Below are 22,461 nucleotides of genomic sequence, written 5' to 3' on the forward strand. Positions count from 1 at the left end.
CATGCCCGCCATTGCCCTGCTCACAGAAGACAACCCTCGGTATCAGGCCTTGCTCGAAGGGCATGGGCTCACGGAGTTTGCCCCACCGAAAGAGGCACCAATCTGGCTAGCCACTCCCGCGCAGGGCGCAGAGTGGCTGAGACGGGGGCATAAGCCACGCTGGCTGGCCAGCACCTTCGCCGGGATCGACACCCTGATGGCCCCCGAACTGCCCAAGGACTACCTGCTGACCAACGTCCGGGGGATCTTCGGCCCCTTGATGGCCCAGTATGTCTTTGCCCATCTGCTCAGTCGGTTACGCCACCTACCCCACTACGCCCAACAGCAATCCGAAGGACGCTGGCAGCCGCACAGTTACGGCTCCCTACAGGGGCAATGCATGGTCATTTTGGGAACCGGTGATATCGGTCGCCATATCGCCCGGGCGGCTCAGGGCTTCGGCATGCGGGTAGAAGGGATCAACCGAAGCGGCACCGAAATCGAAGGCTTCGATCGGATCAGCCCGGTCGCCGATCTGGAGCGTGCCCTGGAGCGGGCGGATGTGCTGATCTCGGTGCTGCCCGCCACCCCGGACAGCCGGCACCTGCTGGATACCCCAGCCCTGGCCGCCATGCCCCGCCATGCCACCCTGATCAACGTGGGCCGGGGCAGCGTCCTGGATGAACAGGCACTGCTCAGGGCATTGGATGCGGGACAATTGGCGCACGCCGTACTGGATGTGTTTGAGCACGAGCCCCTGGCCGCCGACTCGCCACTGTGGCACCACCCGAAGATCACGGTAACGCCCCATGTGGCCGCCACCAGCTTTCCCGAGCAGATTGTCGGCCAATTTGCCGACAACCTGGCCCGCCTCACCCGCAGCGAGACCCTTCACCACCTGGTTGACTTGGAGCGGGGTTACTGAGCAGGGAGAGGCCCCCTAGTCGTCATCCGACGCCAATGTACCGGCGATCCTGTGCTCGAAATCGAGGGACGGTACCGACAGGGTCATCACCACGGGGATCGGCTCCTTCAGCGTACCGGCCGCCTCGGCGTCCTTAAGCAGTTGCTCCAACTCCTGATGAGATTGGATCCCAACCTGCTTGAGAAAGCGCCGAATGGCCCTATCAAGTTGCTCCTGCTCCATAACGCACTCCGGTAAAATAATGGCTGACTTGATGTTTATAGCCCCTGGTTCCAGCCGCGACAAAAAAGGGACGCTGATGCGTCCCTTTTGAGCTGAGGCGATCCCCATCAACCAGGCCACCTGGCGGTCCACAAACGAACCCCCACTGCCACCAAGGCCAAAGTGATCACCACAGTGGCGCCGGAAGGCAGATCCCATCCAGCGGATAACCAGAGCCCGACGCCATAGCCGACGATCCCGGTGGCCATTCCCCAAAGCAAGGCCTGGCGCCCCTGCAGCCGGTTCACCGCCAATGCCGGCAGGATCAAACTGGAAAACACCAGATAGACCCCCACCAACTGCACCGAGAAGGTGATCACCAAGGCGAACACCAGGTAAAACATGGGCCCAGTGAGCAGGGCCGGTCGCCACCACAGCAACAACAACACACCGGCAGTGATGAGCGCGGGCAGGCGCAGCGCCGACCAATCAATCCACAAGATCTGCCCCGCCAATAACTGCTTGAGCAACTCGCCGCCATGGGGATCATTGGCCAACACCAACATCGCCGCCACCGCCGACAACACGTAGAGGCAGCCGATTAAGGCTTCCAGCTCACTCTTGAAATGGCGTTCCAACCACGCGATCAATCCCGCCCCCGCCAGGGCAAACAGCGCAGGCAACAGCCAATCCAGCCCCGGCAGATGGTGATGACCGTCCAGCCCCGCAGCAGGAGAGTGCAACCAATGCTGGGTATGCACCAGTACCGCCCCAAGCGCGGCGATCTGGGCGATGGCCAGATCGATAAAGATGATCCCTCGGGCCAGCACCTGCCGCCCCAGCACCACATGGCTGGCCAGCACCAGCAGACCCGCCGCCATCGCCGGGGCCAGGATACTCAATAGGGTCCAGTCCATCATGAGGACGCTCCGTTATGGGCCTCAAGCAGCGCTGCCAGCACCGCATCGTACAGCTCAAACAGGGTGTCGACGCCCTCCTGACCGGTCGAAAACGGTAAGCGCACCACCGGCAGCTCGGCGCGCTGTGCCAGCCACTGCGCCCCGCGGCGATCCTGATAGCCGGCATGCACCACCGCCATAATGGCTTGTTGCTGAGTCAGTGCCAGCAGCCCGGCCAGATGGGCCGTGCTCGGTGGCAATCCGGGCTTGGGCTCCAGATCCCCCGCCTGATCCATGCCTAACCAGTCAAACAGGTAACGAAAACTGGAGTGGTAGGCAATCACCGCCTGGCCACGCAGCGCTGCGGCCTGTACTTCCCAGGTGGCCGTAGCCGCCAGCCAGCGCACCTCAAAATCCGCCAGGTTGCTCCGATAGGCCTGAGCATTGGCCGGATCCAGCTGCGCCAGGCGCCCGGTTAATGCCTGCGCCACCTGCAACACCCGATTGGGCGAGAAATGCACATGCGGGTTACCCTGCGCATGCAGATCCCCCAGATCCCGGCTGACGCGCTCCAGCCTGTCCAGCGTCTCCACCTGCTCGGCCGCATAGAACATGCCGGGCTGGGCATCCCGCACCTTGGGATTATTCGCCTTCATCTGCAGCATGGGCAACCAGCCCACCTCCAACTCGGCACCGGCACAGATCGCCAGATCCGCCCGGCGCATCTGGGCGATCAGACTGGGCCGGGCCTGGATCTGATGGGGATCCTGCAGTGCCGTGGTGGCACTGAAGATCCGGGCATCAGGCGCCAGCTCCTGCGCCAGCGCCGCATATTCGGGCTCACAGGCAAACAGGTTCAGCGCCCAGGCGTTGGGTGCCAGCAAGACGCCGCACAGGGCAAGCCACTTAGAACTGGTGCGCATCATGGGCCCCCAGTGTCATCACGTATTGCAGGGTGATCAGGTGTTCCTTATCAAACGCCAGTTCCTCCACATCCTGGTGGGTGTACTGCAGACGTACCGTGGAGAAGTGGCTCGAATGCCAGGCCAGCATCGCTTCGGTTTCGGTGATCTTGGCGGCGTGGTAGTAGCTGTGATCCAGATGGGCCTCAATCCGCCCGGCGTTCATCCGACCATAGCGCACGCCCGCAGACCAGGACGGGCTGAACTGATACACCCCGGACAGGTACCAGCCATCGAAGTAGTCCGCCCCCTCTTCCTCTTCGCCATGGTCGCCATGATCATGCTCCTCATGGCCAAAGGGCTCATTGAGGTAGAAGTATTCAGCACTCAGGGTGAGATGGCTGTACTTGTAGTTACCGCCCGGGGCCCACTTGTAGACAGCGGAAACGTTGACCAGATCTTTCCCGGTGAACTCAGCGCCATGGGCATGATCGTGTTCATCGAGCTCGCCATGGTCGTGCTCACCCGCCACACCGTTTTCGTTGCGTAGCCAGGAGACGCCCGCCTGCCAGCTATGCGCCAGGCCAATGTCACCGCCCCATTTGCTGTAGAGGTGGTACACCCCGACAGTCTCGGCGTGACCCAGCCCTTCGGCCTGCAGCGGCTCGCCGCTGAACACTTCCGCCCCCAGCTCCCAGTAGGTGTCGATCGGCGCCACCCAGTTCAGCCGAATGCCGTCATCAAAGTAGTGGCCACCGAGAAACGCCCGGTAGGCCGCCGGCCGCTCGGCAAACCCATCACTGTGCAGGTGCTGATTGTTCAGGTAGCCAATGTCCGACAGGAAACGCCCGGCCCGCACTGACATGCCCCAGGGCATGGCCAGGGTTTGAATGAAGGCCTCTTCGAGCCCCACTTCTATCTCGCCATCCTGGCTTTCCAGTACCGTGGTGAGTTTGCCGTAAAACTTGTCGTCCACCGCCGCGGAGATCGCCAGCTCGGTGTGGCCCAGGCCGAAACCCTCTGGGCGCTCTCCCAAGGCCCGCTCGCCGGACTGATAGTGGCCATCCAGTACCAGGCTGATCTCGGGATTGGTCAGGTTCGCCTGGGCCGAAAATGCGGTGCCCATCAGGGCGGCAGCCGCCATCGCGGTGCCGTGAGCTCGGAATATCAAAGACATGGTGTCTTTCCTAATACAAAATTGAGTGGTGCAAGGTCGATGCGTCAGCGGTCGAAACCCTGCCGTATTTGATCGAAAATTTGCGTTAGGAAAGAAGGGGAGGGGCGCGGGCCAGGTAGCCCTGAATAACGACAGTGCGTTGCTGTGACGGCTCGATCCTGTCCGGGCCCAGAGCCCGGCCATCACTGCCGGTCCAGTGCCAGTCGACGCTGAGCAGCTGGGTCAGTTGATGCTGGTGGACGAAGAAATCACACTGTTCAACGGCGCTATTGTCATGGCCATGGTGGTGAGTCTGGGCGTGCAGCGGAGCCACCAGCGCAAGCGCCAGCATCCACACTGCCATCAGGATCGGCCACACCGATCCCCGCCTTACCGTCTCACACACCATCTATCGAACGACCACCCGATTGTTGAGAATGACTCTTAACCGCACCAGTGTAGCTCAGGCACGCCCGACGGGAAAGGCGATAACCTGTTCAATATGTTCCAAATTGCTCGCCAACATCACCAGGCGATCGACGCCCAGCGCCACGCCCGCACAGTCAGGCAAGCCGTGGTTGAGCGCGTCGATCAGCTGATGATCGATCGGTCGCTGAGGCAACCCCATCTCGGCGCGCTGACGGTTATCCGCCTCGAAGCGTTTGAGCTGCTCGGCGCCATCCGCCAGCTCATAGAAGCCGTTGGCCAGCTCAATACCTTTGAAGTAGACCTCGAAGCGATCGGCGGTGCGGGGATCTTCCACATTAATGCGCGCCAACGCCGCCTGATTGGCGGGAAAGCCGTACACCATGCAAGGCACCGTCTGGCCGATCTGCGGCTCCACCACCATGGAGAACAGCAGCTGCTGCAGTGGCGCATGGGTGGTCTCCTGATCGCCCACATCCTGCAGATCGTGCTCACGACACAGGGCCTGCAACTGGGACACGGACGCCGTTAATGGATCCAGCCCCAGCACCCGCTCAAACACCTCGGCATAGGTCACCTTCTCCGGCTCGCCGCACTTCAGCGTCGCTTTGAGCAACTGGGCCATCTCCGCCATCAGATCATGATGATCAAACCCCACCCGGTACCACTCCAGCATGGTGAACTCAGGGTTATGATGGCGACCCGACTCCTCGTTGCGGAAGCTCTTGCCGATCTGATAGATACAGCCGGATCCCGCGCACAGCAGACGCTTCATATGAAACTCCGGCGAGGTCATCAGGTAGAGCGGCAATCCCTGCGCCGCGCCCGGGCCGACGAAGCGGGTCTCGAAACTCACCAGGTGCACGTCGGTCACCGCCGCCTGGCTCAATGCCGGAGTATCCACTTCCAGCACATCGCGCTGGGCGAAGAAGGTACGGATCGCCGCGATCACCTCGGCACGACGCTGCAGCTGTGCCCGGGTGGTGGTGGGCCGCCAGAGAGTACCCGCACTCATCGGCCCACCGCCCGGCCGGTCTGATCGGCACAGATACAGCTGGGATCACCATGCCCCGCCACACATTCACGCCCCGCCTCGCTACGACAGCTGATCAGGGAACCGGATCCGGGTTGTTGGGAGGGTGCGGTCGCACAACCCGCCAGTCCCAGCAGTAGGAGAAACCATAAGTGTTTCATCAAACTCTCCATACAAAAAGAGTGGGCACCTGGCCCACTCCTTTGACGAGTCGCTGCGCCATTACTTGCGCACGCGCTCCACGTATTCGCCAGTACGGGTGTCAACCTTTACGGTCTCACCGATGGTGATAAACAGGGGAACGCGAACCACGGCACCGGTCGCCAGGGTGGCTGGCTTGCCACCGGTACCCTGAGTGTCACCTTTGAGGCCCGGATCCGTGTCGGTCACTTCCAGCTCAACAAAGTTGGGCGGAGTCACCACGATCGGATTGTCGTTCCATACGGTGATGGTGCAGACGTCCTGCTCCACCAGCCACTTTTCGGCATCACCCACGGCTTTCTTGTCGGCCGCGATCTGCTCGAAGGTGGCATTGTTCATGAAGTGCCAGAACTCACCATCGCTGTACAGGAAGGCCAGCTCGTGGTCCATCACGTCAGCACCTTCCACGGTCTCGCCAGACTTGAAGGTTTTTTCCAGGGTTTTACCGCTGATCAGTTTCTTGATCTTCACACGGTTGATCGCCTGACCCTTGCCCGGCTTGAACATCTCGTTCTCAATGATGTTGCACGGCTCGCCGTCCAGCATTATCTTTAGCCCGGATTTGAACTCGTTCGTAGAATAAGAAGCCATTCTTCGCTCTTCCAGCTTTAACTGTTGATATTAACTGTCCAATGATAACCCGAAATTCTGATCCTTTGCACCGCCAGGCGCGCGGCTGGCAGGCCGATCTTGCCAATGCCTACAGCGATCCTGTCTCTCTGTTGCAGGATCTTGATCTGGATCCCGCCCGGTTCGGCGACGGGCTCAGTGCCCGACAGCTGTTTCCCATGCGGGTTCCCCTGGCGTTTGCCGCCAAAATGCGACCGGGCGATCCCACCGATCCCCTGTTGTTGCAGGTATTGCCCATGGCGGGAGAGTTCATGGATGCCGAAGGGTTTGGCCTGGATCCGACGGCGGAGCAACAGGGGGAGGTTCCTGGTCTGCTGCACAAGTACCGCTCCCGAGCCCTGCTGATGCTGCGCAGTGGCTGCGCGGTCAACTGTCGCTACTGCTTTCGCCGCCACTTTCCCTATCAGGAGCACAAGGTGGACAAGGCACAGATCACCGCGATCGTCGACTACCTCAATGCCGACAGCAATATCAACGAACTCCTGTTATCCGGTGGCGACCCTCTGATGGCAAGGGATGACCATCTGAGCACGCTGTTTGAGCAACTCAAGGCCGTGAAACATCTCAAGCGGATCCGCATCCATAGCCGTTTGCCCGTCGTGCTCCCCAGCCGCATCACCGACTCCCTGGTCCAACTGCTGGCCGAGGCCCCCTGGAAGATCGTCATGGTGCTGCACGCCAATCATGCCAACGAGATCGACGACACCTTCATCGAGGCGATGGACCGGCTGCGCCGTGCCGATGTCACCTTGCTCAATCAAGGGGTACTGCTCAAAGGGATCAACGACGATGCCCAAACCCTGGCACAGCTCTCTGAACGCCTGTTTGATGCGGGGATCCTGCCCTACTACCTGCACCAACTCGACAAGGTCAAAGGCGCAGCCCATTTCGAGGTAAGCGATCAGCAAGCCCGAGAGATCATGGCCCAGCTGCTGGCCCTGCTGCCGGGCTTCCTGGTGCCCCGTCTGGCCCGAGACACAGGTGGCAAAGCGTCCAAAACGCTGATCGATCTGAGACTGGCATAAGTGGCAACAGGTCGTTAGCATAACCGCCTGTATTCCGCTGCCTGACAAGGAAGAGAGATGTCCGCCACCTTGCTGTTTGTTACTGATATCTGGGGCCAGCATGCCAGCCTCGACCCGGTGCTCCAACAATTTGAACGCCACTACGAACACCTGCTAGTGCTCGATCCCTACAGCGGACAACGCTTTCACTTTCGCGATGACACACAGGCCTACGACTACTTCTCCCGCCGTTGCAGCGCCCCCGTGTATCAACAAAAACTGCAAGCCCTGCTAGAGTGCACCCCAAAGCCGGTTCACCTTCTGGCCTTCAGTGCCGGTGCCAATGCCGCCTGGCCACTGCTCACCCACTCCGGCGGTAACCTGCCCACCAAGGCCGCGCTGTTCTACGGCAACCACATCCCCCAGCAGGCGGATCTCAAGCCCGGCTGCGACACTCGGCTGCTGTTGTGCCAGGACGACCCCGGGGTCAATGATGCCGCCCCGGCACTGGCAACCCACTGTGAGCTCAGCCTCTCAAAACAGCCCCATGGATTCCTCAATCCCCGTGCCAGCGGCTACCAGCGTGACGCCGCCCAGCAGGAGATCGACCGCCTGCTCGACTGGCTGAAAGCTGATTAAGTCAACAAGGCGCAGTGCCTACTGACAGCGCTGCGCCCAGCAGTCGGTCACCCCGATGCCCTGATCGGCCAATAGCTTGGGAATGGCCCCCTCTCCCACCAGGTGGCCAGCCCCCACCACGATAAACAGATCACTCTGCGCCGCCATCAGCTCGACGATGCGGTTACCCATGCCCACATTTCGCTCCACCATCAAGCGCTGCCAAAGCTCAGGGTGGGCCTCCAGCCCCTCGGCCATCAACGCACCCAACCGGGCCTTATCACCACTGCGCCAAGCCCCCACCAGGGCTTCGATCTCCTCGACACCCGAGGTTTCAAAGGTGGACGACAGCATGGCGTGGGAGGCTTCCTCACTCAGGTTGCTGAACATCGCCAGCTGGAACGCCATCCCCTCAAGCTCCATGACAGGCTTATTCTGCCACTGTGCCAGCAGTTGGGACTCAACCCCGAATTCAGGACGGTAGCCCTCTTGAGCCATCAGCCCCACCACAATCTGAGAGCTGATGATCCAGGGGCGCAGACGGGGATCGCAGGAGAGCCGATGGGCCTGACAAAAGGCCTCCAGTCGAGCCTTCAAGGGCGCGGGGAGTGGCGTCGGTGCCAGGGCGTACTGCCTCATCAGCGCAGGCAGCTGAGGATCCCGAGGATCGGCCTCCAGTACCAGGCTCTCCGCCTGTGCCAAAGCAGCAGCCACGGGTTCCGGCAAGGGAAAAAAGTCCTCCAGACCAACATGGATTGAGCCCAGCAGCCAGGCTCGATGCTGACCCACCTCAAGCTGATAGAAGACCGGGCGGTCCGTTGGCGCCGCCCAGGCCAGCGAACCGCTGAATCCCACCATGGCCAGCAGCCCCAGTCGGCCCCAGTAAGCCAGGGTCCCGGTAAACCAATTTGTCCTCACTCTCACTCCCTTTTATACTTGCGCCCCAGATCACCGGGGGAAAACCATGTCCTACGACACCATCATTGAACAATACCGCACCAGCCTGCAGGCTGCCTACCGCCAGGCGCTGGACGCCGATGCCCTGCTGGATAGCTTACAGCAGGATGGCAAAGGTAAGTTTGCCGCCATTTTCCGCGCCGATGCAGGCTTTGCCAGCACGGCCAACCGGTTTGTGCCCTACGTCAAGGAGTTGGGCGAGCACCTGCAGCAGTTTGAGCAGCAACCCGATCCCCAGGCACTGCCGACCATGGTCAAGCAGCTGGAGCTGCTGCTGACCACCCTGAACCAGTTACGTCAGCAGCTAAAATAACAAAGCCGCCCAAGGGCGGCTTTCTTGTTACAGTCTCGAAGACGCTCGATGCTTCATTGAGCCGGGATGGCGGCGAGTGAAGGCTCCAACGTCTTGCGAACCCAATCATCGAGCATCCGCATCTCGTAACGCAGCGATTCATTTTGGTAGCGGGTGACGCTGCGGGAATCAAACCCCATGTCGCGCAGGTTTTCCTCGCCCTCAAGCAGCACCTTGCCCTCACTGTCCTTAACTTGGTAGCTAAAGGCGATGCGGGGGGGATAGATGCTCTTGACGATACGGATATCACTGCTGGTGCGGCCAAAGGAGGGGCGCACATCGCCCGCCAGATCCAGATCGGTGACGGTAAATAGCAGGGTGTCGCCTTCGCCCAGTAGTGGCGTAATGCGCTTTTGAAGATGCTTGCCAAGCGTCGCAAACACATGATTCTGGTAGCGGGATTGCACCCCGGTTCCGGTCCGTACGTCTTTGTAGTTGTCCGGCTCCTGCCAGACGATGGTCACATCCCCATCCTGAGTCGGCCAGGTTTCGACCTCTCCAGCCAGGGTGGCCCCACAAAATACGGTTGCCACCAACCAGATCAGATGTTTCATTGCCTACTCCTATACGTAATGGCAGCGATTGCCTTCACTGAGTTAGAAGCAGACTACCGCAAAAGATTCAAAAATAATCGCAATTGACCACTTCTCGTTCAACACTGGTTCAGCCACAGCCCTCTGCCCGCCGCACAGAAACAACAAACCCCCGCCAAAGGCGGGGGTTTGTTTTAGACGTGGGGTCCGGGGAATGGCTTACATCATGCCACCCATGCCACCCATGCCACCCATGCCACCCATATCCGGGGCACCGGCTGATGCTGCATCCTGTGGCAACTCGGTCACCATGGCTTCGGTGGTGATCATCAAGCCAGCCACAGATGCCGCGAACTGCAGGGCAGAGCGGGTCACCTTGGTGGGATCCAGGATCCCCATCTCCAGCATGTCGCCGAACTCACCGGTCGCGGCGTTGTAGCCGTCGTTGCCGGCAGCGGCGCGTACCTGGTTGGCGATCACGGAGGACTCCACACCGGCGTTGTAGGCGATCTGGCGCAGTGGCGCTTCCATCGCACGCAGGGCCAACTTGATACCGACGTTCTGCTCTTCGTTGTCACCGGTCAGGTCCGCGATCTTAGCCGCGGCACGCACCAGAGCGGTACCACCACCGGCCACCACGCCCTCTTCCACCGCCGCACGGGTCGCGTGCAGGGCATCTTCAACGCGGTCTTTCTTCTCTTTCATCTCGACTTCGGTGGCGGCGCCCACCTTGATCACGGCAACACCGCCAGCCAGCTTGGCCATGCGCTCTTGCAGTTTCTCTTTGTCGTAGTCGGAGGTGGACTCTTCGATCTGCTGTTTGATCTGACCGACACGGCCCTGGATCTGCGCTTCATCACCGGCGCCATCGATGATGGTGGTGTTGTCCTTGGAGATCACGATACGCTTGGCGGTACCCAGATCTTCCAGGGTAGCTTTCTCCAGCTCCAGACCGATCTCCTCGGAGATCACGGTGCCACCGGTCAGGATGGCGATGTCCTGCAGCATCGCCTTACGACGATCGCCAAAGCCCGGGGCCTTAACCGCCGCCACTTTAACGATACCACGCATGTTGTTCACCACCAGAGTAGCCAGGGCTTCGCCTTCTACGTCTTCGGCGACGATCAGCAGCGGCTTACCGGCTTTGGTCAAGCCTTCCAGGATCGGCAGCAGTTCACGGATGTTGGACACTTTCTTGTCCACCAGCAGGATGAACGGGGAGTCCAGTTCAACGGTACCGTTTTCGGCGTTGTTGATGAAGTAAGGAGACAGGTAACCGCGGTCAAACTGCATCCCTTCAACCACATCCAGTTCGTTTTCCAGCGCCTGACCTTCCTCGACGGTGATCACGCCTTCCTGACCCACTTTTTCCATGGCGGTGGCGATGATCTCACCCACTTGGGTGTCGGAGTTGGCGGAGATGCTGCCCACCTGAGCGATGGCTTTGGAATCGGTGCAAGGAACGGCCAGCTCTTTGAGCTCGGCAACCGCTGCGACAACCGCTTTGTCGATACCGCGCTTCAGATCCATCGGGTTCATGCCCGCGGCAACAGCTTTCAGGCCTTCAGTAATGATGGCCTGAGCCAGTACGGTGGCGGTGGTGGTACCGTCACCGGCCACTTCGTTGGCCTTGGAGGCCACCTCTTTGACCATCTGAGCGCCCATGTTCTCGAACTTGTCTTCCAGCTCGATCTCTTTCGCTACGGACACACCATCTTTGGTGATGGTCGGCGAGCCGAAGGACTTATCCAGTACCACGTTACGGCCTTTAGGACCCAGGGTCACCTTCACCGCGTCAGCCAGTACGTTCACACCCGCCAGCATTTTCACACGGGCGTCATTACCAAATTTTACGTCTTTAGCAGCCATTGCTTTCTTCCTTCAGAATTCGATACAGAGATTATTCGACGATAGCCAGGATGTCGGACTCGGACATGATCAGCACTTCTTCGCCGTCCACTTTTTCGGTCTTCACGCCGTAGCCTTCGTTGAAGATCACGGTGTCGCCGATCTGCACATCCAGGGCTTTCACTTCGCCATTTTCCAGGATGCGTCCCTTACCGACGGCAACGATCTCGCCACGGGTGGACTTCTCAGCGGCGCTGCCGGTCAGGACGATGCCGCCAGCGGACTTAGACTCAACTTCGGTGCGCTTAACGATAACGCGATCATGCAACGGACGGATTTTCATCTGTGATCTCTCCTAAGAACGGTTCCGTGTTTTTAAGTACAAAAACGGGGTCAGGCAGGCTCACTGCCAACTGATTGGGTATATGGGGGCGACGGGCCAAAGAAAACAAGGGTTAGCCCCCAAAAAAAATACTTTTCACCGCCGGTGGCAGATTTGGGTTAGGCAATCGACAAATCCGCTTTGCTGCCCTTGCCCGGAACTTGCTACCATCGAACCTTCCGGTCGGGTTTCGCCCCGGCTCTGTCAGGCAATAGAGGCGTCAAAATAATGGGAAAAGAGCTGGACCTGCTTAACGGCAGCATTGCCCGTACCCTGTATCGCCTGACCCTGCCCAATCTGCTTGCCGTCCTCAGCCTGCTGGCCTACCAACTGACCGACGCCTTTTTCATCGCTCGCCTGGGCACCAAACCCCTGGCGGCCTATGGCCTGACCCTGGCCCCCACCCTGATGCTGATCTCCATCGCCCTGGGCCTGGGGACCGGCATGTCGGTGCAGTTGGGTCGCCTGCTGGGGCAAGGCCACCGGATCGAAGGGCGTCAATTTGTCACTCATGGACTGCTACTGACCGTGCTGCTGGTGACCGCCATGGGTCTGGGCGGGTTGGCGACCATGGAACCCCTGTTTCGCCTGCTCGGTGCCAGCGACGCCCTCTACCCCCTGGCCAAGGAGTACATGACGGTGTGGTACTGGGGGGTGGGCTTTATGGTCCTGCCCATCGTCGGTAACCAGGCCATACGTGCTACGGGCAACACCTTCACCCCGGCACTGGTCACCGGCATGGTGGCCATTGTCAACGCCATCCTGGATCCCATCCTGATCTTCGGCCTGGGACCGATCCCGGCCTTTGGCCTGCAAGGGGCCGCCATCGCCACCGTACTGGCCTGGGTCCTGTCGTTTCTGGTGGCCACGTACATGTTGGTCTTCAAACATGATCTGCTGGCCAGCCCCTGCTGGGTGCGACTGCGCCAGCACTGGCGAGCCCAGCTGCATATCGCCCGACCGGCGACCCTGTCGAACCTGCTCAACCCCCTGGCCGGGGCCGTGATCATCGCCCTGCTGGCCCGGATCGATACCCATGCCGTCGCCGCCTTCGGCGTGGCCAGCCGGATCGAATCCCTAATGCTGATCGTGGTGACCGCCCTGTGTGGGGCCCTGGCGCCCTTTATGGCACAAAACCTCGGTGCCGGGCAGAGTCATCGAGCGGCCCGGGCCCTGCTGGGCAGCATCCAGGTGATCGTCCTGATCCAACTGGCCCTCTACGCCCTACTCTGGCTCGGCAGCGAACCTTTAACCGCCCTGTTTGCCACGGATCCCATGACCCATCACTACCTGGATCGATACCTGCTCTGGGTACCACTGGGCTACGGCGCCTTGGCCGTGGTGATCATGCTGGCGGTTTCCCTCAATGCCCTGCGTCAGCCCATGCCGGCACTGCTGCTGAACCTACTGCGCCTGGGGCTGCTGCTGCCCAGTGCCTGGATAGGTACCCGCCTGGGTGGGGCAGAAGGCCTGTTTATCGGGATTGCCGCCGCCAACGGCCTGATGGGACTGGGGTGTTACCTGTTTACTCGGCGCCGACTCTCGCCCCATCTTGTCGCCCCGGCGAGTCAACTGGCCCCCCAGTAATCGGCCATTCCATCCCCTGCCAGCGCACTTGCCATTCCCCGGAGTTCCAGGAACAAGACACTTGCCCCATAAAAAACCGGGACGCCCTGGCGTCCCGGTTTTTCTGTGCGTGTTCCGGCTCCTTTTGGACCCGACTCCGCGCCTTTAATCCTTGCGCTCAAAGTCCCCATCGATGGTATTGCCACCATCGATGTCACGACGGGGTGCCTCATTAAAGGGGTGCCCCTCCTGCTCCCCACGCTGCTGATAGCCAAAGCCACCGTGAAACTGGCCCGGCTGCACCATGCGCAGCTGCATCTTGCTCATCACATGGCGGGCGATGGGTGCCCGAGTCGCCGGTGTCAGGATCAGCAGGCCAAAGAGGTCGGTGACAAAGCCCGGGGTCACCAGCAGCACACCGGCCACCGCCAACAGCATGGCTTCCACGATCTGCTGCCCAGGCAACTCCCCCTGGCCCAGGCGCTGCTGCACACTCATCAGGGTCGACAACCCCTGGCTGCGCACCAGGGACGCGCCCACCGCTGCGGTCAGGATCACCAGGGCAATGGTGTTGAAGGCACCCAAGGCGTTGCCAACGGTCACCAGGACATAGATCTCCACGATGGGCATGACGGCAAACAGCAAAAACAGATAAAAAACCAAGGGGACCTCACAAAATGATCTCGGGCAATGAAACTTGGATGGGGTCAAAACGGTCTGATTTCAAGCCAGGCTCATATTTCGTTACACCAGGCTGTGCACTGGCACACACAATCCCGTACCCTGTTGACCATCAAACGAAGCGGGCGTTTACAATCACACCTATGACTGACTACCGAGTGGTGCTGTGCACCTGTCCCGATGAGGAGTGTGGCAAAGCCATCGCCCAAGTCCTGTTAGCCCAGGGCCTGGCAGCGTGCGTTAACCTGCTGCCGGGGATCACCTCCCTGTATCAGTGGGAGGGTAAGCTGTGCCAGGATCGGGAGTGTCAGCTGTTGATTAAAACCCACGCCTCCTGTTTGGCCAAGCTGGAAGAGACTATCCGGCAGCACCACCCCTACGAGGTCCCGGAGATCATCGCCTTACCCATACAATGGGGTCATCAGGCATATTTGGAATGGATAGAGCAACACTGCAAACCATGAAGAGACTGTTACCTTTCTTGCTGATGTTCCTGGCCAGTGCCCAGGCCAGCGCCGCCTTCTCCTTCCTCAAACAGGAGCCCCAGATCCTGCCGGTAGAGGAAGCGTACCTGTTTGATTTCGGCCAACAGGACAATCGCCTGGAACTCTCCTGGACCATGTCCGGCAAGGACTACTACCTGTATCAGGAAAAGTTCACCATCGAAACCGAGGGTGAGGTGATACTGGGTGAGGTGCGCTATCCCCAGGCGGAAAATCACTTCGATGACTGGTTTGGCGACCAGCCTGTCTACTTCAACCAGGTGACCCTGACCGTACCCGTACTGCAGGCCAGCGATGACGCCACCGTCACCGTCACCTACCAAGGGTGCCTGGACGGGATCCTGTGCTATCCGCCCATCAAGAAAACCGTCTTCCTGACCGAGGTCGAGGCCAACGCAGGTCTGCCTGAGGCGAGTGCCCCGGCGGTGCCGCAAACCCAGCAGGATACCCTGGCCGCCATGCTGGCCGGGGATACCCTGTGGCTGGTCCTGGCCACCTTCCTGGGACTGGGCATACTGCTGGCCTTTACGCCCTGCGTCTTCCCCATGTACCCGATCCTCACCTCCATCATCGGCGGTCAGGGCAAACTCTCCACCGGCAAGGCCTTTGCCCTCTCCATGACCTATGTCCAGGGGATGGCACTGACCTACACCCTGCTGGGACTGATCGTGGCCTCCGCCGGGGTCAAGTACCAGGCGGCCCTGCAAAGCCCCGCGGTGCTGATCGGCCTGGCGGTGCTATTCATCGTTCTTTCCCTGTCGATGTTTGGCGTGTACAACCTGCAGTTGCCCACCGCTTTGCAGAACCGGCTTAATAATGCCCAGAATCAGCAGAAAGGCGGCTCCTTTGTCGGTGTCTTCGTCATGGGTCTGATCTCTGGTCTGGTGGCCTCTCCCTGCACCACCGCGCCCCTGTCCGGCGCCCTGATCTACGTCGCCCAGAGTGGTGATCTGGTGCTGGGTGCCGCCGCCCTGTATGCCCTCTCCATGGGCATGGGCCTGCCGCTGCTGCTGCTGGGCACCTCGGGCGGCAAGCTGCTTCCCAAGGCCGGCGCCTGGATGGAAACCATCAAACACACCTTCGGCTTCCTGATGATCGCCGTGGCCCTGATGATGCTGGATCGGATCTACCCCGGAATGATCCTGGATCTGCTGTGGGCCGCCTGGGGGATCGCACTGGCCGCTTACCTGCTGCTGACCAATAAGAAAACCGCCTTCAGCTGGCTCAAGGTCACCCGTACCGTGGTGCTCTCTTTGGGCCTGCTGGGCAGCGTCTCCTACGGCCTGCACGCCGTGATGGCCCCACAGCATTCTGGCCAGGAGCTGGCCTTCGTCCAGATCAAAACCCTGGAGGATCTGCAGCGAGAGGTCGATCAGGCCAATGCCCAGGGCAAGGCCGTGATGCTGGATCTCTACGCCGACTGGTGCGTGGCCTGCAAGGAGTTCGAGCACAAGACCTTCCCTCAGCCCAACGTGCGGGAGCGTACCGACACCATGGTGATCCTGCAGGCGGATGTGACGGCCAACGACGCCCAGGACATCGAACTGCTGGAAGCCTATGACGTGCTGGGCCTGCCCACCCTGCTGTTCTTCACCCCACAGGGGCAGGAGCTCAGCCAGTTGCGGGTCACCGGTTTTATGGCGGCCCGGCCCTTTGCCGAGCACCTGGATGCGGTATTGAGCCAGTAATGTTAATAACGCCCGCATTCGCGGGCGTTTTTTTATTTCCCCCCACCCTCCCCACGAAAACGAAAAAAAGGCCTCCGAGGAGGCCGTTTGGCTGGCTCCCATGGGAAGGTGGGAGAGGAAACAGTTTGCTGAAGCTGGCTTACAGGGCGGCTTCCAACTCAGGCAGGGTCTCGAACAGATCCGCCACCAGACCATAGTCCGCCACCTGGAAGATGGGGGCATCTTCATCCTTGTTGATCGCCACAATCACCTTGGAATCCTTCATCCCCGCCAGGTGCTGGATGGCACCGGAGATCCCCACGGCGATATAGAGGTCGGGCGCCACGATCTTACCGGTCTGGCCCACCTGCATATCATTGGGGACAAATCCGGCATCCACGGCAGCACGGGAGGCACCAACCGCCGCGCTCAGCTTGTCGGCGATGCCATCGAGCAGTTTGAAATTATCGCCATTGCCCATGCCCCGGCCCCCGGAGATCACCACGGACGCCGCCGTCAATTCAGGGCGGTCAGACACCGCCAGCTTATCCTCGACGTGCTGGCTGGTCCCGGCATCGTGGGCAGCTCCAATGCTGTCCAACGCGGCACTGCCCCCCTCGGCCGCCACGGCATCAAAGCCGGTGCTGCGGACGGTGATCACCTTGATGGCGTCCTCCGACTGCACCGTCGCGATGGCATTACCGGCATAGATGGGCCGGGTAAAGGTATCGGCACTCTCGACGCTGATGATCTCCGAGATCTGGTTCACATCCAATAACGCCGCCACCCGGGGAGCGGCATTCTTGCCCCCCGTGGTCGCCGGAAACAGTATGTGGCTGTAGCCACTGCCCAGCTCGGCCACCAGGGCGGCGATGTTTTCGGCCAGCTGGTGTTCATAGGCGGCATTGTCCGCCAGCAATACCTTGCCCACGCCCTGGGCCTTGACGGCCTGCTCGGCCACGGCCTGACAGCCGCTGCCCGCCACCAGCAGGGTGATCTCGTTACCGATGGCCGCTGCCGCCGCGATGGCATTGAGGGTTACCGGTTTCAGTTCGGTGTTGTCGTGCTCTGCAATCACCAGTGTGGTCATAACGTCAATCCTTCTCACTGTCGCCCCGCAGCCTCGGCTGCGACGCCCATATCCATAGTGTCCCGAGGCCTTACAGCACCTTGGCTTCGTTCTTCAGCTTGTCAACCAACTGCTCGACGCTCTCCACCTTGATACCGGCACTGCGGCTGGGTGGGTTGTCGACACGCAGGGTCTTCAGTTTGGCGCTCACCACGACTCCCAACTCCTCTGCGCTGACCACCTCCAGTGGCTTGCGCTTGGCCTTCATAATATTGGGCAGGGAGGCATAGCGGGGTTCGTTGAGGCGCAGATCTGTGGTCACCACCGCAGGCAGGCTCAACTCCAGGGTCTGCAGACCCCCATCGATCTCCCGGGTCACCGTGGCCTTGCCATCGGCAATGGTCAGTTCGGAGGCAAAAGTTGCCTGAGGCAACCCGGCCAGGGCGGCCAACATCTGCCCGGTCTGGTTGTTATCGGAATCGATGGCCTGCTTGCCCAGCAACACTAGGCCCGGCTGCTCCTTCTCCACCACCTTGTTGAGCAGCTTGGCGATGGTCAAGGGATCCATCGCCTCATTCACGTCAACCTGGATGGCACGATCGGCCCCCAGTGCCAATGCGGTGCGCAGCTGTTCCTGGCATGCCTTGTCGCCAACGGAAACCACGACCACCTCGTCGGCAAGGCCCTTCTCCTTCAGCCGCACCGCTTCTTCCACGGCGATCTCACAAAAGGGGTTGATGGCCATCTTGGTGTTGGCCAGATCCACATCGGTATTATCGGACTTAACCCGAACCCGGACGTTGTAATCAATTACGCGTTTTACCGCGACCAGTACTTTCATCGCTTCCACCTGACTTGACTGTTGCATCGCTCGTAGCGCCGACAGCGCGCTTCCATGACGCAGGAAAGATGGAGCCATTGTGTGATCTCAAACACACTTTGCCAATGACCAGATGGGCCAATGAAATAAACAAAATCGGCCACCCTGATTTACAGCGCCGTACGTTTCCCACCGAAAGGCAACGAACTCAAGCAACAATTGTGAGCACTCACATACCCACTAGGCGTTACAAAGCAAGCTTGTGCGATACTCACCCGGGGTCTGTCCGGTCCACTGCCTAAAGGCACGGATAAAGGGGCTGGGATCATCAAACCCCACCAGGTTTGCCACATCCTGAATAGACAGTTCGGGACAGTTAAGGTAGTCCACCGCCGCTTCCTGACGACATTGGCTCTTTAGCTGAGAGTAGCTGGTCCCCTCCTGTGCCAACTGCCGACGCAGGGTCCTGACCGAGATCCCCAACTGTGCGGCGACCGATTCGAGACGAGGTAAGGGGCGACTAAAGTCCCGACCAAACAGCGCACGGATCCGAGCGCTGACCGAGCGGTCCCCATTGACCATCACCATCAACTGGTAGGGAGCCGTTTTCAGAAACCCCCGCCAGGCTGGCTCATCCTGGATCAGAGGCTGGCTGAGCCAACTGGCGGCAAACACCAACCGGTTCTCATCGGCGACAAAATGGAGCTGGGTGTCAAACAGCCATTGGTAATCGTGAAGGTTCGGCTGCTGGGCGAAGGTAAAGGAGGCTTCCTGCAGAGGCAGGCGCTGGCCGATCATCCAGCTCATAAAGTGGTGCCAGATAGACAAAGAGGTGCGGATCAGGGTGGGTGAGCCACTGGACACCACCTGCGCCAAGGTGGCGGCGGGCAGGCTGTCCAAGGCGACAAAGTGGAAGCAGGCCTGCTCTCCAAAGACACGGATCTGAGGTTTGATCCTGGGACCTTTGCAGATCTCGTAGAAATCGCTGCAGCGCTGCATCGCCTCCCCCAGGGTCGCGCAGTGCTCGATGCAGTGACACATCATGCGAAACATGCCATTGGGGATCCGGCCGCCGGTAAGCATGCCGAAGGACTCATCCTGAGCCAGGTTGATCAACTGCTGATAAAGGCGGCCAAACTGGTTTACCGGCAAATCGCTGCGATCCGCCAGCTGCCCTTCAGACAGACCGCTGGCCGCCAGCAATGCAGGGACGTCATAGCCCTGCTGGCGGGCATGATCGAGCAGCAGCTCGATGTAGTCCATGGAAACGGTTTCACCTTTTGCCATCCGCTGGCCTCCTCGCAATCGGTACACCCCACCAAGGTGGCTCCTTCGCTTGATGATCTTATGGTGCCATGAGAGCACGGACCTGCACACCATACCCATTCGGTTCGATAGCGGATCCACAGGCAAAAAAAAGCCTACCGGTTTCCCAGTAGGCCGATGGTCTCTTTGTTGCGAAAGAGCCAAGTTCACGACGACAAGTCCAGGTTGGTAAGGCGGATGCCCATCCGCCTTACCAGCCCTATCGGGAGACCCGATATTGTTTATTTAAAGGGATTTTATTGAGACAAACATCGTCGTAGTGGACTAAGCAATCTTTTTTTTCATTATCAAATGAAGCCGCGCTCCGACAAGCTGCACTCCCAACCGCAACCATCTCGAAGCTGGCTCGTACAAGATGCAACAAAGTGCTAAGTTTGCGGTAAAAATTGGTGCCGTATGAAACCATTTACCCTGCTTTTTGTCCTGGCTAGCCCCCTGCTGTCCGCTCAGGTGCTGGCCTATAATGCCAGCACGCTCTCCCTGATCATCGACAACGATGGGGCGATCGGCAGTGATCGCGATTACTCCAGTGGCCTGTTCCTCGGCTATCACAGCCCCCTGGCCCCTCCCGCCCAGCACGCCCAGTGGCTGGATAGCGTCGTCCGTTATCTGCCCGGGGAGGCAACGCGCCCAATGGGCTGGTCTTTCCGTCTGGGCCAGATGATGTTTACCCCGGAGGCGATCGAAGCCCCCCTGCCCCCGGAAGGGGAACGCCCCTATGCCGGTGAACTCATTACCCAGTTCAGTGTGCACCAGCTAAGCGCCACTCGGCTCGATCGCTATCAGCTCCTGCTGGGCACAGTGGGCCCCAGGGCTCAGGCAGAGCGGGGACAGAAATTCATCCACTTTTTGATCGGCTCTCCCGACCCTCAGGGCTGGGACTCGCAGATAGAAGATCAGTGGCTGTTCAGCCTGGAACACAGAGGTGACCGTCTTTGGGATCGCACTGCTTCCGGCGAAGGCTGGCAGCAGGAGCGAGCGCTGAACTACCGGCTCAAGGCGGGCAATGATCTGAGCGAGCTTGCCCTGGGTGGGATCGCCCGCTGGGGCACGGATCTGTCCGGCAGTTTCGGCAGCGCCGGTTTCACCCCCGGACAGCTGGTGGACCCATCCCCGTTGGCGCAAAGCCCGCAAGGCCAGTTCCTCTTTGCCGGGGTGGAGGGGCGCTACCGATTCAATGACATCACCATCGAGGGGCAAAGACCCAGCGAGGTCCCCGACACCAGGCTGGCGCACTGGCAGGCCAGCGCCATCTTAGGCTGGGTCTACTACCGCCCCCGCTGGGGCGCCAGCATCAGCTTTGAAGCTCACAGCCGCAGCTATCTCGAAGCGCACCACCAGATCGATGGCTACGGCTCCGTCGGCCTGTTCTGGCGTTTTCCCTGATCCCATAAAGAGAACGCCGGGCTATGCCCGGCGTTGCGCGTTAGAGTCGACGTTCACCCTGACCAAATCGATAAACCAGGCGGGCACCAAGCTGATCTTCATGCTGATCCAGGCGGCCACTGTAATAGTGCCGCCAATCGGCCTGCACTGCCCAGTTGGCGTTCAAGCGGTAGTGCAGCCCCAGGCCAGCATTGACCTGAAAGGCCTTACTGTCACGCTTCAGTTCCTTGAGGGTTTCGCCGATCCCGGCGGTCAGGTAGGGACGCCATACCCCCTGACCATTGAGGTAATACTGGCCATCGAAGCTGTAAGTCTCCATGGTGGCGCGTTCACCGCTTTGCTTGTCACGCAACTCGGCACGACTGTAGGCCAGGCGGGCGGAGAAGCTGCGGGTAAAGTAGATCCCCAGAGTCATCGACGGCGCCCAACCCTCTTCAACCTGCCAGTGTTCACCCGCCTGGATATGGTCGCTCCCCAGGCTGATCCCCACCATGCCAAAGTCCACCGGATCCTGGCTGGCGCTGTATCCTGAGTAGTCGGTGCGATGACGGCGTACTCCCTGGCTGGCTTCGCCCCCACCAATAGCATACTGGAAGGTGACTTGAAGCTGCTCATCGACCCGCCCATCATGCAGAGGCACCTGGGTCATCCCCATGTACCCGGTTCCAGCCTTGATCACATCCCGACCAAACAGGTGGTTGACCCCACGTCCCAGGGAATCCACAGGGTCGAGCAGGAACAGCGCCGTGCTTCCCAGGCGCTGGGAGCCCCATACGGTCCCTCCCCGTTCGAGGATCTCCCGCTCCTTGTTGAAAGCCCACTCGCCGTACACCCAACCCAGCGCCGGAGTCACCACCAGATCCTGGATCGCCGGCACCTCGGCAAAGGCTTCGATACCGTACTCCCAGTAGAAGGTGGACATCATGAAGGAGTAGAGAAAAGCGTCCCACTGGCGGTAACCCGATTTACGGGCCACCTGGTAATAGACACCGCCGAAGTATGGATGGCCGATGTAGTTGATGTACCAGACATCACGATCCCAAACCGGTCCCCCCGAAACGTTGTCCCACCATTTGCTGGCCAGGCGATTGTCGTCTTTATCCCAGTTGGTGATCGAGCTGGGCATCAGGGCCAGCGCACCGGCCACACCCAAACCATAACCGCCGATAGACTTGGTCTGGGACCAGAGCCGCTCACTGTCTTCCCCATGCGAAGCAGAAAACAGCGAGACGCTGTAAGGCGAGTCATAAAGGGCAAGATCCCGATCGATCTCCTCCCAACTGGAGTTGGTAAACAGTGACCGTTCGATATCAATCGGAGTGTCTTCGGCCCACACCCCTGACAGACAGGCCAGGCTCCCAAGCCCCAACCACAACCGAGCCCATATTCGCTTCATC

25 protein-coding genes are annotated in these 22,461 nt (G+C 60.2%); 8 read left to right on the forward strand and 17 right to left on the reverse strand.

What is annotated here, in order from left to right:
- Position 1: 1 nt before the first annotated feature.
- Entirely contained in the window at positions 2–904 is a 903-nt protein-coding gene (locus AC2D8U_RS15615; RefSeq protein WP_484619997.1) for a D-2-hydroxyacid dehydrogenase, read from the forward strand.
- Positions 905–919: 15 nt separating this feature from the next.
- On the opposite strand, the gene AC2D8U_RS15620 is transcribed toward AC2D8U_RS15615, so the two are convergent.
- The 8 genes from AC2D8U_RS15620 to efp form a co-directional block, all read right to left on the reverse strand.
- Positions 920–1,126 carry a DUF6494 family protein gene (locus tag AC2D8U_RS15620; protein ID WP_484619998.1) on the reverse strand — a complete coding sequence of 69 codons (207 nt, stop codon included), beginning with the start codon at positions 1,124–1,126 and terminating at the stop codon, positions 920–922.
- 107 nt (positions 1,127–1,233) lie between these two features.
- A complete protein-coding gene (locus tag AC2D8U_RS15625; RefSeq protein ID WP_484619999.1) occupies positions 1,234–2,025 on the reverse strand; it encodes a metal ABC transporter permease in 792 nt (263 codons plus the stop codon).
- Positions 2,022–2,927, reverse strand: coding sequence for a metal ABC transporter solute-binding protein, Zn/Mn family (locus AC2D8U_RS15630; protein WP_484620000.1), 906 nt, complete (start codon positions 2,925–2,927; stop codon positions 2,022–2,024). Before AC2D8U_RS15630 ends, AC2D8U_RS15625 begins: the two co-directional genes overlap by 4 nt.
- Positions 2,911–4,083, reverse strand: a complete 1,173-nt coding sequence (locus AC2D8U_RS15635; protein WP_484620001.1) for a hypothetical protein — start codon at positions 4,081–4,083, stop codon at positions 2,911–2,913. The genes AC2D8U_RS15630 and AC2D8U_RS15635 overlap by 17 nt, the downstream gene beginning before the upstream one ends.
- An 85-nt stretch (positions 4,084–4,168) precedes the next feature.
- On the reverse strand, positions 4,169–4,441 hold the full coding sequence (locus AC2D8U_RS15640; RefSeq protein ID WP_484620002.1) for a hypothetical protein: 273 nt from the start codon (positions 4,439–4,441) through the stop codon (positions 4,169–4,171).
- An 84-nt stretch (positions 4,442–4,525) separates the two neighbouring features.
- Positions 4,526–5,503, reverse strand: a complete 978-nt coding sequence (gene epmA, locus AC2D8U_RS15645) for an elongation factor P--(R)-beta-lysine ligase (RefSeq protein ID WP_484620003.1) — start codon at positions 5,501–5,503, stop codon at positions 4,526–4,528.
- A complete protein-coding gene (locus AC2D8U_RS15650) occupies positions 5,500–5,682 on the reverse strand; it encodes a hypothetical protein (protein WP_484620004.1) in 183 nt (60 codons plus the stop codon). The genes epmA and AC2D8U_RS15650 overlap by 4 nt, the downstream gene beginning before the upstream one ends.
- A gap of 61 nt (positions 5,683–5,743) precedes the next feature.
- Entirely contained in the window at positions 5,744–6,313 is a 570-nt protein-coding gene (gene efp, locus AC2D8U_RS15655; protein WP_484620005.1) for an elongation factor P, read from the reverse strand.
- 41 nt (positions 6,314–6,354) lie between these two features.
- Between efp and epmB the strand changes: the two genes are divergently transcribed.
- Complete coding sequence (gene epmB, locus AC2D8U_RS15660) at positions 6,355–7,377, forward strand: EF-P beta-lysylation protein EpmB (RefSeq protein ID WP_484620006.1); 1,023 nt, start codon at positions 6,355–6,357, stop codon at positions 7,375–7,377.
- 57 nt (positions 7,378–7,434) lie between these two features.
- Positions 7,435–7,995 (forward strand): dienelactone hydrolase family protein, encoded by a 561-nt coding sequence (locus tag AC2D8U_RS15665; RefSeq protein ID WP_484620007.1) that lies wholly within the window; start codon positions 7,435–7,437, stop codon positions 7,993–7,995.
- A gap of 18 nt (positions 7,996–8,013) precedes the next feature.
- Here the strand turns inward: AC2D8U_RS15665 and AC2D8U_RS15670 are convergent, their stop codons facing one another.
- Positions 8,014–8,892, reverse strand: coding sequence for a TraB/GumN family protein (locus AC2D8U_RS15670; RefSeq protein WP_484620008.1), 879 nt, complete (start codon positions 8,890–8,892; stop codon positions 8,014–8,016).
- Positions 8,893–8,938: 46 nt separating this feature from the next.
- On the opposite strand from AC2D8U_RS15670, the gene AC2D8U_RS15675 reads away from it, so the two are divergent.
- The gene (locus AC2D8U_RS15675) at positions 8,939–9,244 is read left to right on the forward strand and encodes a prephenate dehydrogenase (RefSeq protein WP_484620009.1); all 306 of its coding nucleotides are present in this window, start codon (positions 8,939–8,941) and stop codon (positions 9,242–9,244) included.
- Positions 9,245–9,297: 53 nt separating this feature from the next.
- Here AC2D8U_RS15675 and AC2D8U_RS15680 read toward each other — a convergent pair whose 3' ends face one another.
- The 3 genes from AC2D8U_RS15680 to AC2D8U_RS15690 all read right to left on the reverse strand — a co-directional run bounded on the left by AC2D8U_RS15680 (position 9,298) and on the right by AC2D8U_RS15690 (position 12,007).
- The gene (locus AC2D8U_RS15680; protein WP_484620010.1) at positions 9,298–9,837 is read right to left on the reverse strand and encodes a DUF3016 domain-containing protein; all 540 of its coding nucleotides are present in this window, start codon (positions 9,835–9,837) and stop codon (positions 9,298–9,300) included.
- Positions 9,838–10,035: 198 nt separating this feature from the next.
- Complete coding sequence (gene groL / locus AC2D8U_RS15685; RefSeq protein WP_484620011.1) at positions 10,036–11,685, reverse strand: chaperonin GroEL; 1,650 nt, start codon at positions 11,683–11,685, stop codon at positions 10,036–10,038.
- Between the two features lie 31 nt (positions 11,686–11,716).
- Positions 11,717–12,007, reverse strand: coding sequence for a co-chaperone GroES (locus AC2D8U_RS15690; RefSeq protein WP_484620012.1), 291 nt, complete (start codon positions 12,005–12,007; stop codon positions 11,717–11,719).
- A 267-nt stretch (positions 12,008–12,274) separates the two neighbouring features.
- On the opposite strand from AC2D8U_RS15690, the gene AC2D8U_RS15695 reads away from it, so the two are divergent.
- Positions 12,275–13,633, forward strand: coding sequence for an MATE family efflux transporter (locus tag AC2D8U_RS15695; RefSeq protein ID WP_484620013.1), 1,359 nt, complete (start codon positions 12,275–12,277; stop codon positions 13,631–13,633).
- A 144-nt stretch (positions 13,634–13,777) separates the two neighbouring features.
- Here AC2D8U_RS15695 and AC2D8U_RS15700 read toward each other — a convergent pair whose 3' ends face one another.
- Positions 13,778–14,275: an FxsA family protein gene (locus tag AC2D8U_RS15700; RefSeq protein WP_484620014.1), complete on the reverse strand. Its 498-nt coding sequence runs from the start codon at positions 14,273–14,275 to the stop codon at positions 13,778–13,780.
- A gap of 161 nt (positions 14,276–14,436) precedes the next feature.
- Between AC2D8U_RS15700 and cutA the strand changes: the two genes are divergently transcribed.
- Both cutA and AC2D8U_RS15710 read left to right on the forward strand, forming a co-directional pair.
- Positions 14,437–14,757 carry a divalent-cation tolerance protein CutA gene (gene cutA / locus AC2D8U_RS15705; protein ID WP_484620015.1) on the forward strand — a complete coding sequence of 107 codons (321 nt, stop codon included), beginning with the start codon at positions 14,437–14,439 and terminating at the stop codon, positions 14,755–14,757.
- Positions 14,754–16,484 (forward strand): protein-disulfide reductase DsbD, encoded by a 1,731-nt coding sequence (locus AC2D8U_RS15710; RefSeq protein WP_484620016.1) that lies wholly within the window; start codon positions 14,754–14,756, stop codon positions 16,482–16,484. The genes cutA and AC2D8U_RS15710 overlap by 4 nt, the downstream gene beginning before the upstream one ends.
- Positions 16,485–16,623: 139 nt before the next feature.
- On the opposite strand, the gene AC2D8U_RS15715 is transcribed toward AC2D8U_RS15710, so the two are convergent.
- From AC2D8U_RS15715 to AC2D8U_RS15725, 3 genes are all read right to left on the reverse strand, one after another.
- Positions 16,624–17,553: an electron transfer flavoprotein subunit alpha/FixB family protein gene (locus AC2D8U_RS15715; RefSeq protein ID WP_484620017.1), complete on the reverse strand. Its 930-nt coding sequence runs from the start codon at positions 17,551–17,553 to the stop codon at positions 16,624–16,626.
- Positions 17,554–17,623: 70 nt separating this feature from the next.
- On the reverse strand, positions 17,624–18,373 hold the full coding sequence (locus AC2D8U_RS15720; protein ID WP_484620046.1) for an electron transfer flavoprotein subunit beta/FixA family protein: 750 nt from the start codon (positions 18,371–18,373) through the stop codon (positions 17,624–17,626).
- 219 nt (positions 18,374–18,592) lie between these two features.
- The gene (locus AC2D8U_RS15725) at positions 18,593–19,639 is read right to left on the reverse strand and encodes an AraC family transcriptional regulator (protein WP_484620018.1); all 1,047 of its coding nucleotides are present in this window, start codon (positions 19,637–19,639) and stop codon (positions 18,593–18,595) included.
- Positions 19,640–20,074: 435 nt separating this feature from the next.
- Between AC2D8U_RS15725 and AC2D8U_RS15730 the strand changes: the two genes are divergently transcribed.
- Positions 20,075–21,064: a lipid A deacylase LpxR family protein gene (locus AC2D8U_RS15730; RefSeq protein WP_484620019.1), complete on the forward strand. Its 990-nt coding sequence runs from the start codon at positions 20,075–20,077 to the stop codon at positions 21,062–21,064.
- Between the two features lie 40 nt (positions 21,065–21,104).
- On the opposite strand, the gene AC2D8U_RS15735 is transcribed toward AC2D8U_RS15730, so the two are convergent.
- Positions 21,105–22,460, reverse strand: a complete 1,356-nt coding sequence (locus tag AC2D8U_RS15735; protein WP_484620020.1) for a DUF3943 domain-containing protein — start codon at positions 22,458–22,460, stop codon at positions 21,105–21,107.
- Position 22,461 lies beyond the last annotated feature (1 nt).

It is taken from the genome of Ferrimonas sp. YIN67, from assembly GCF_057219095.1.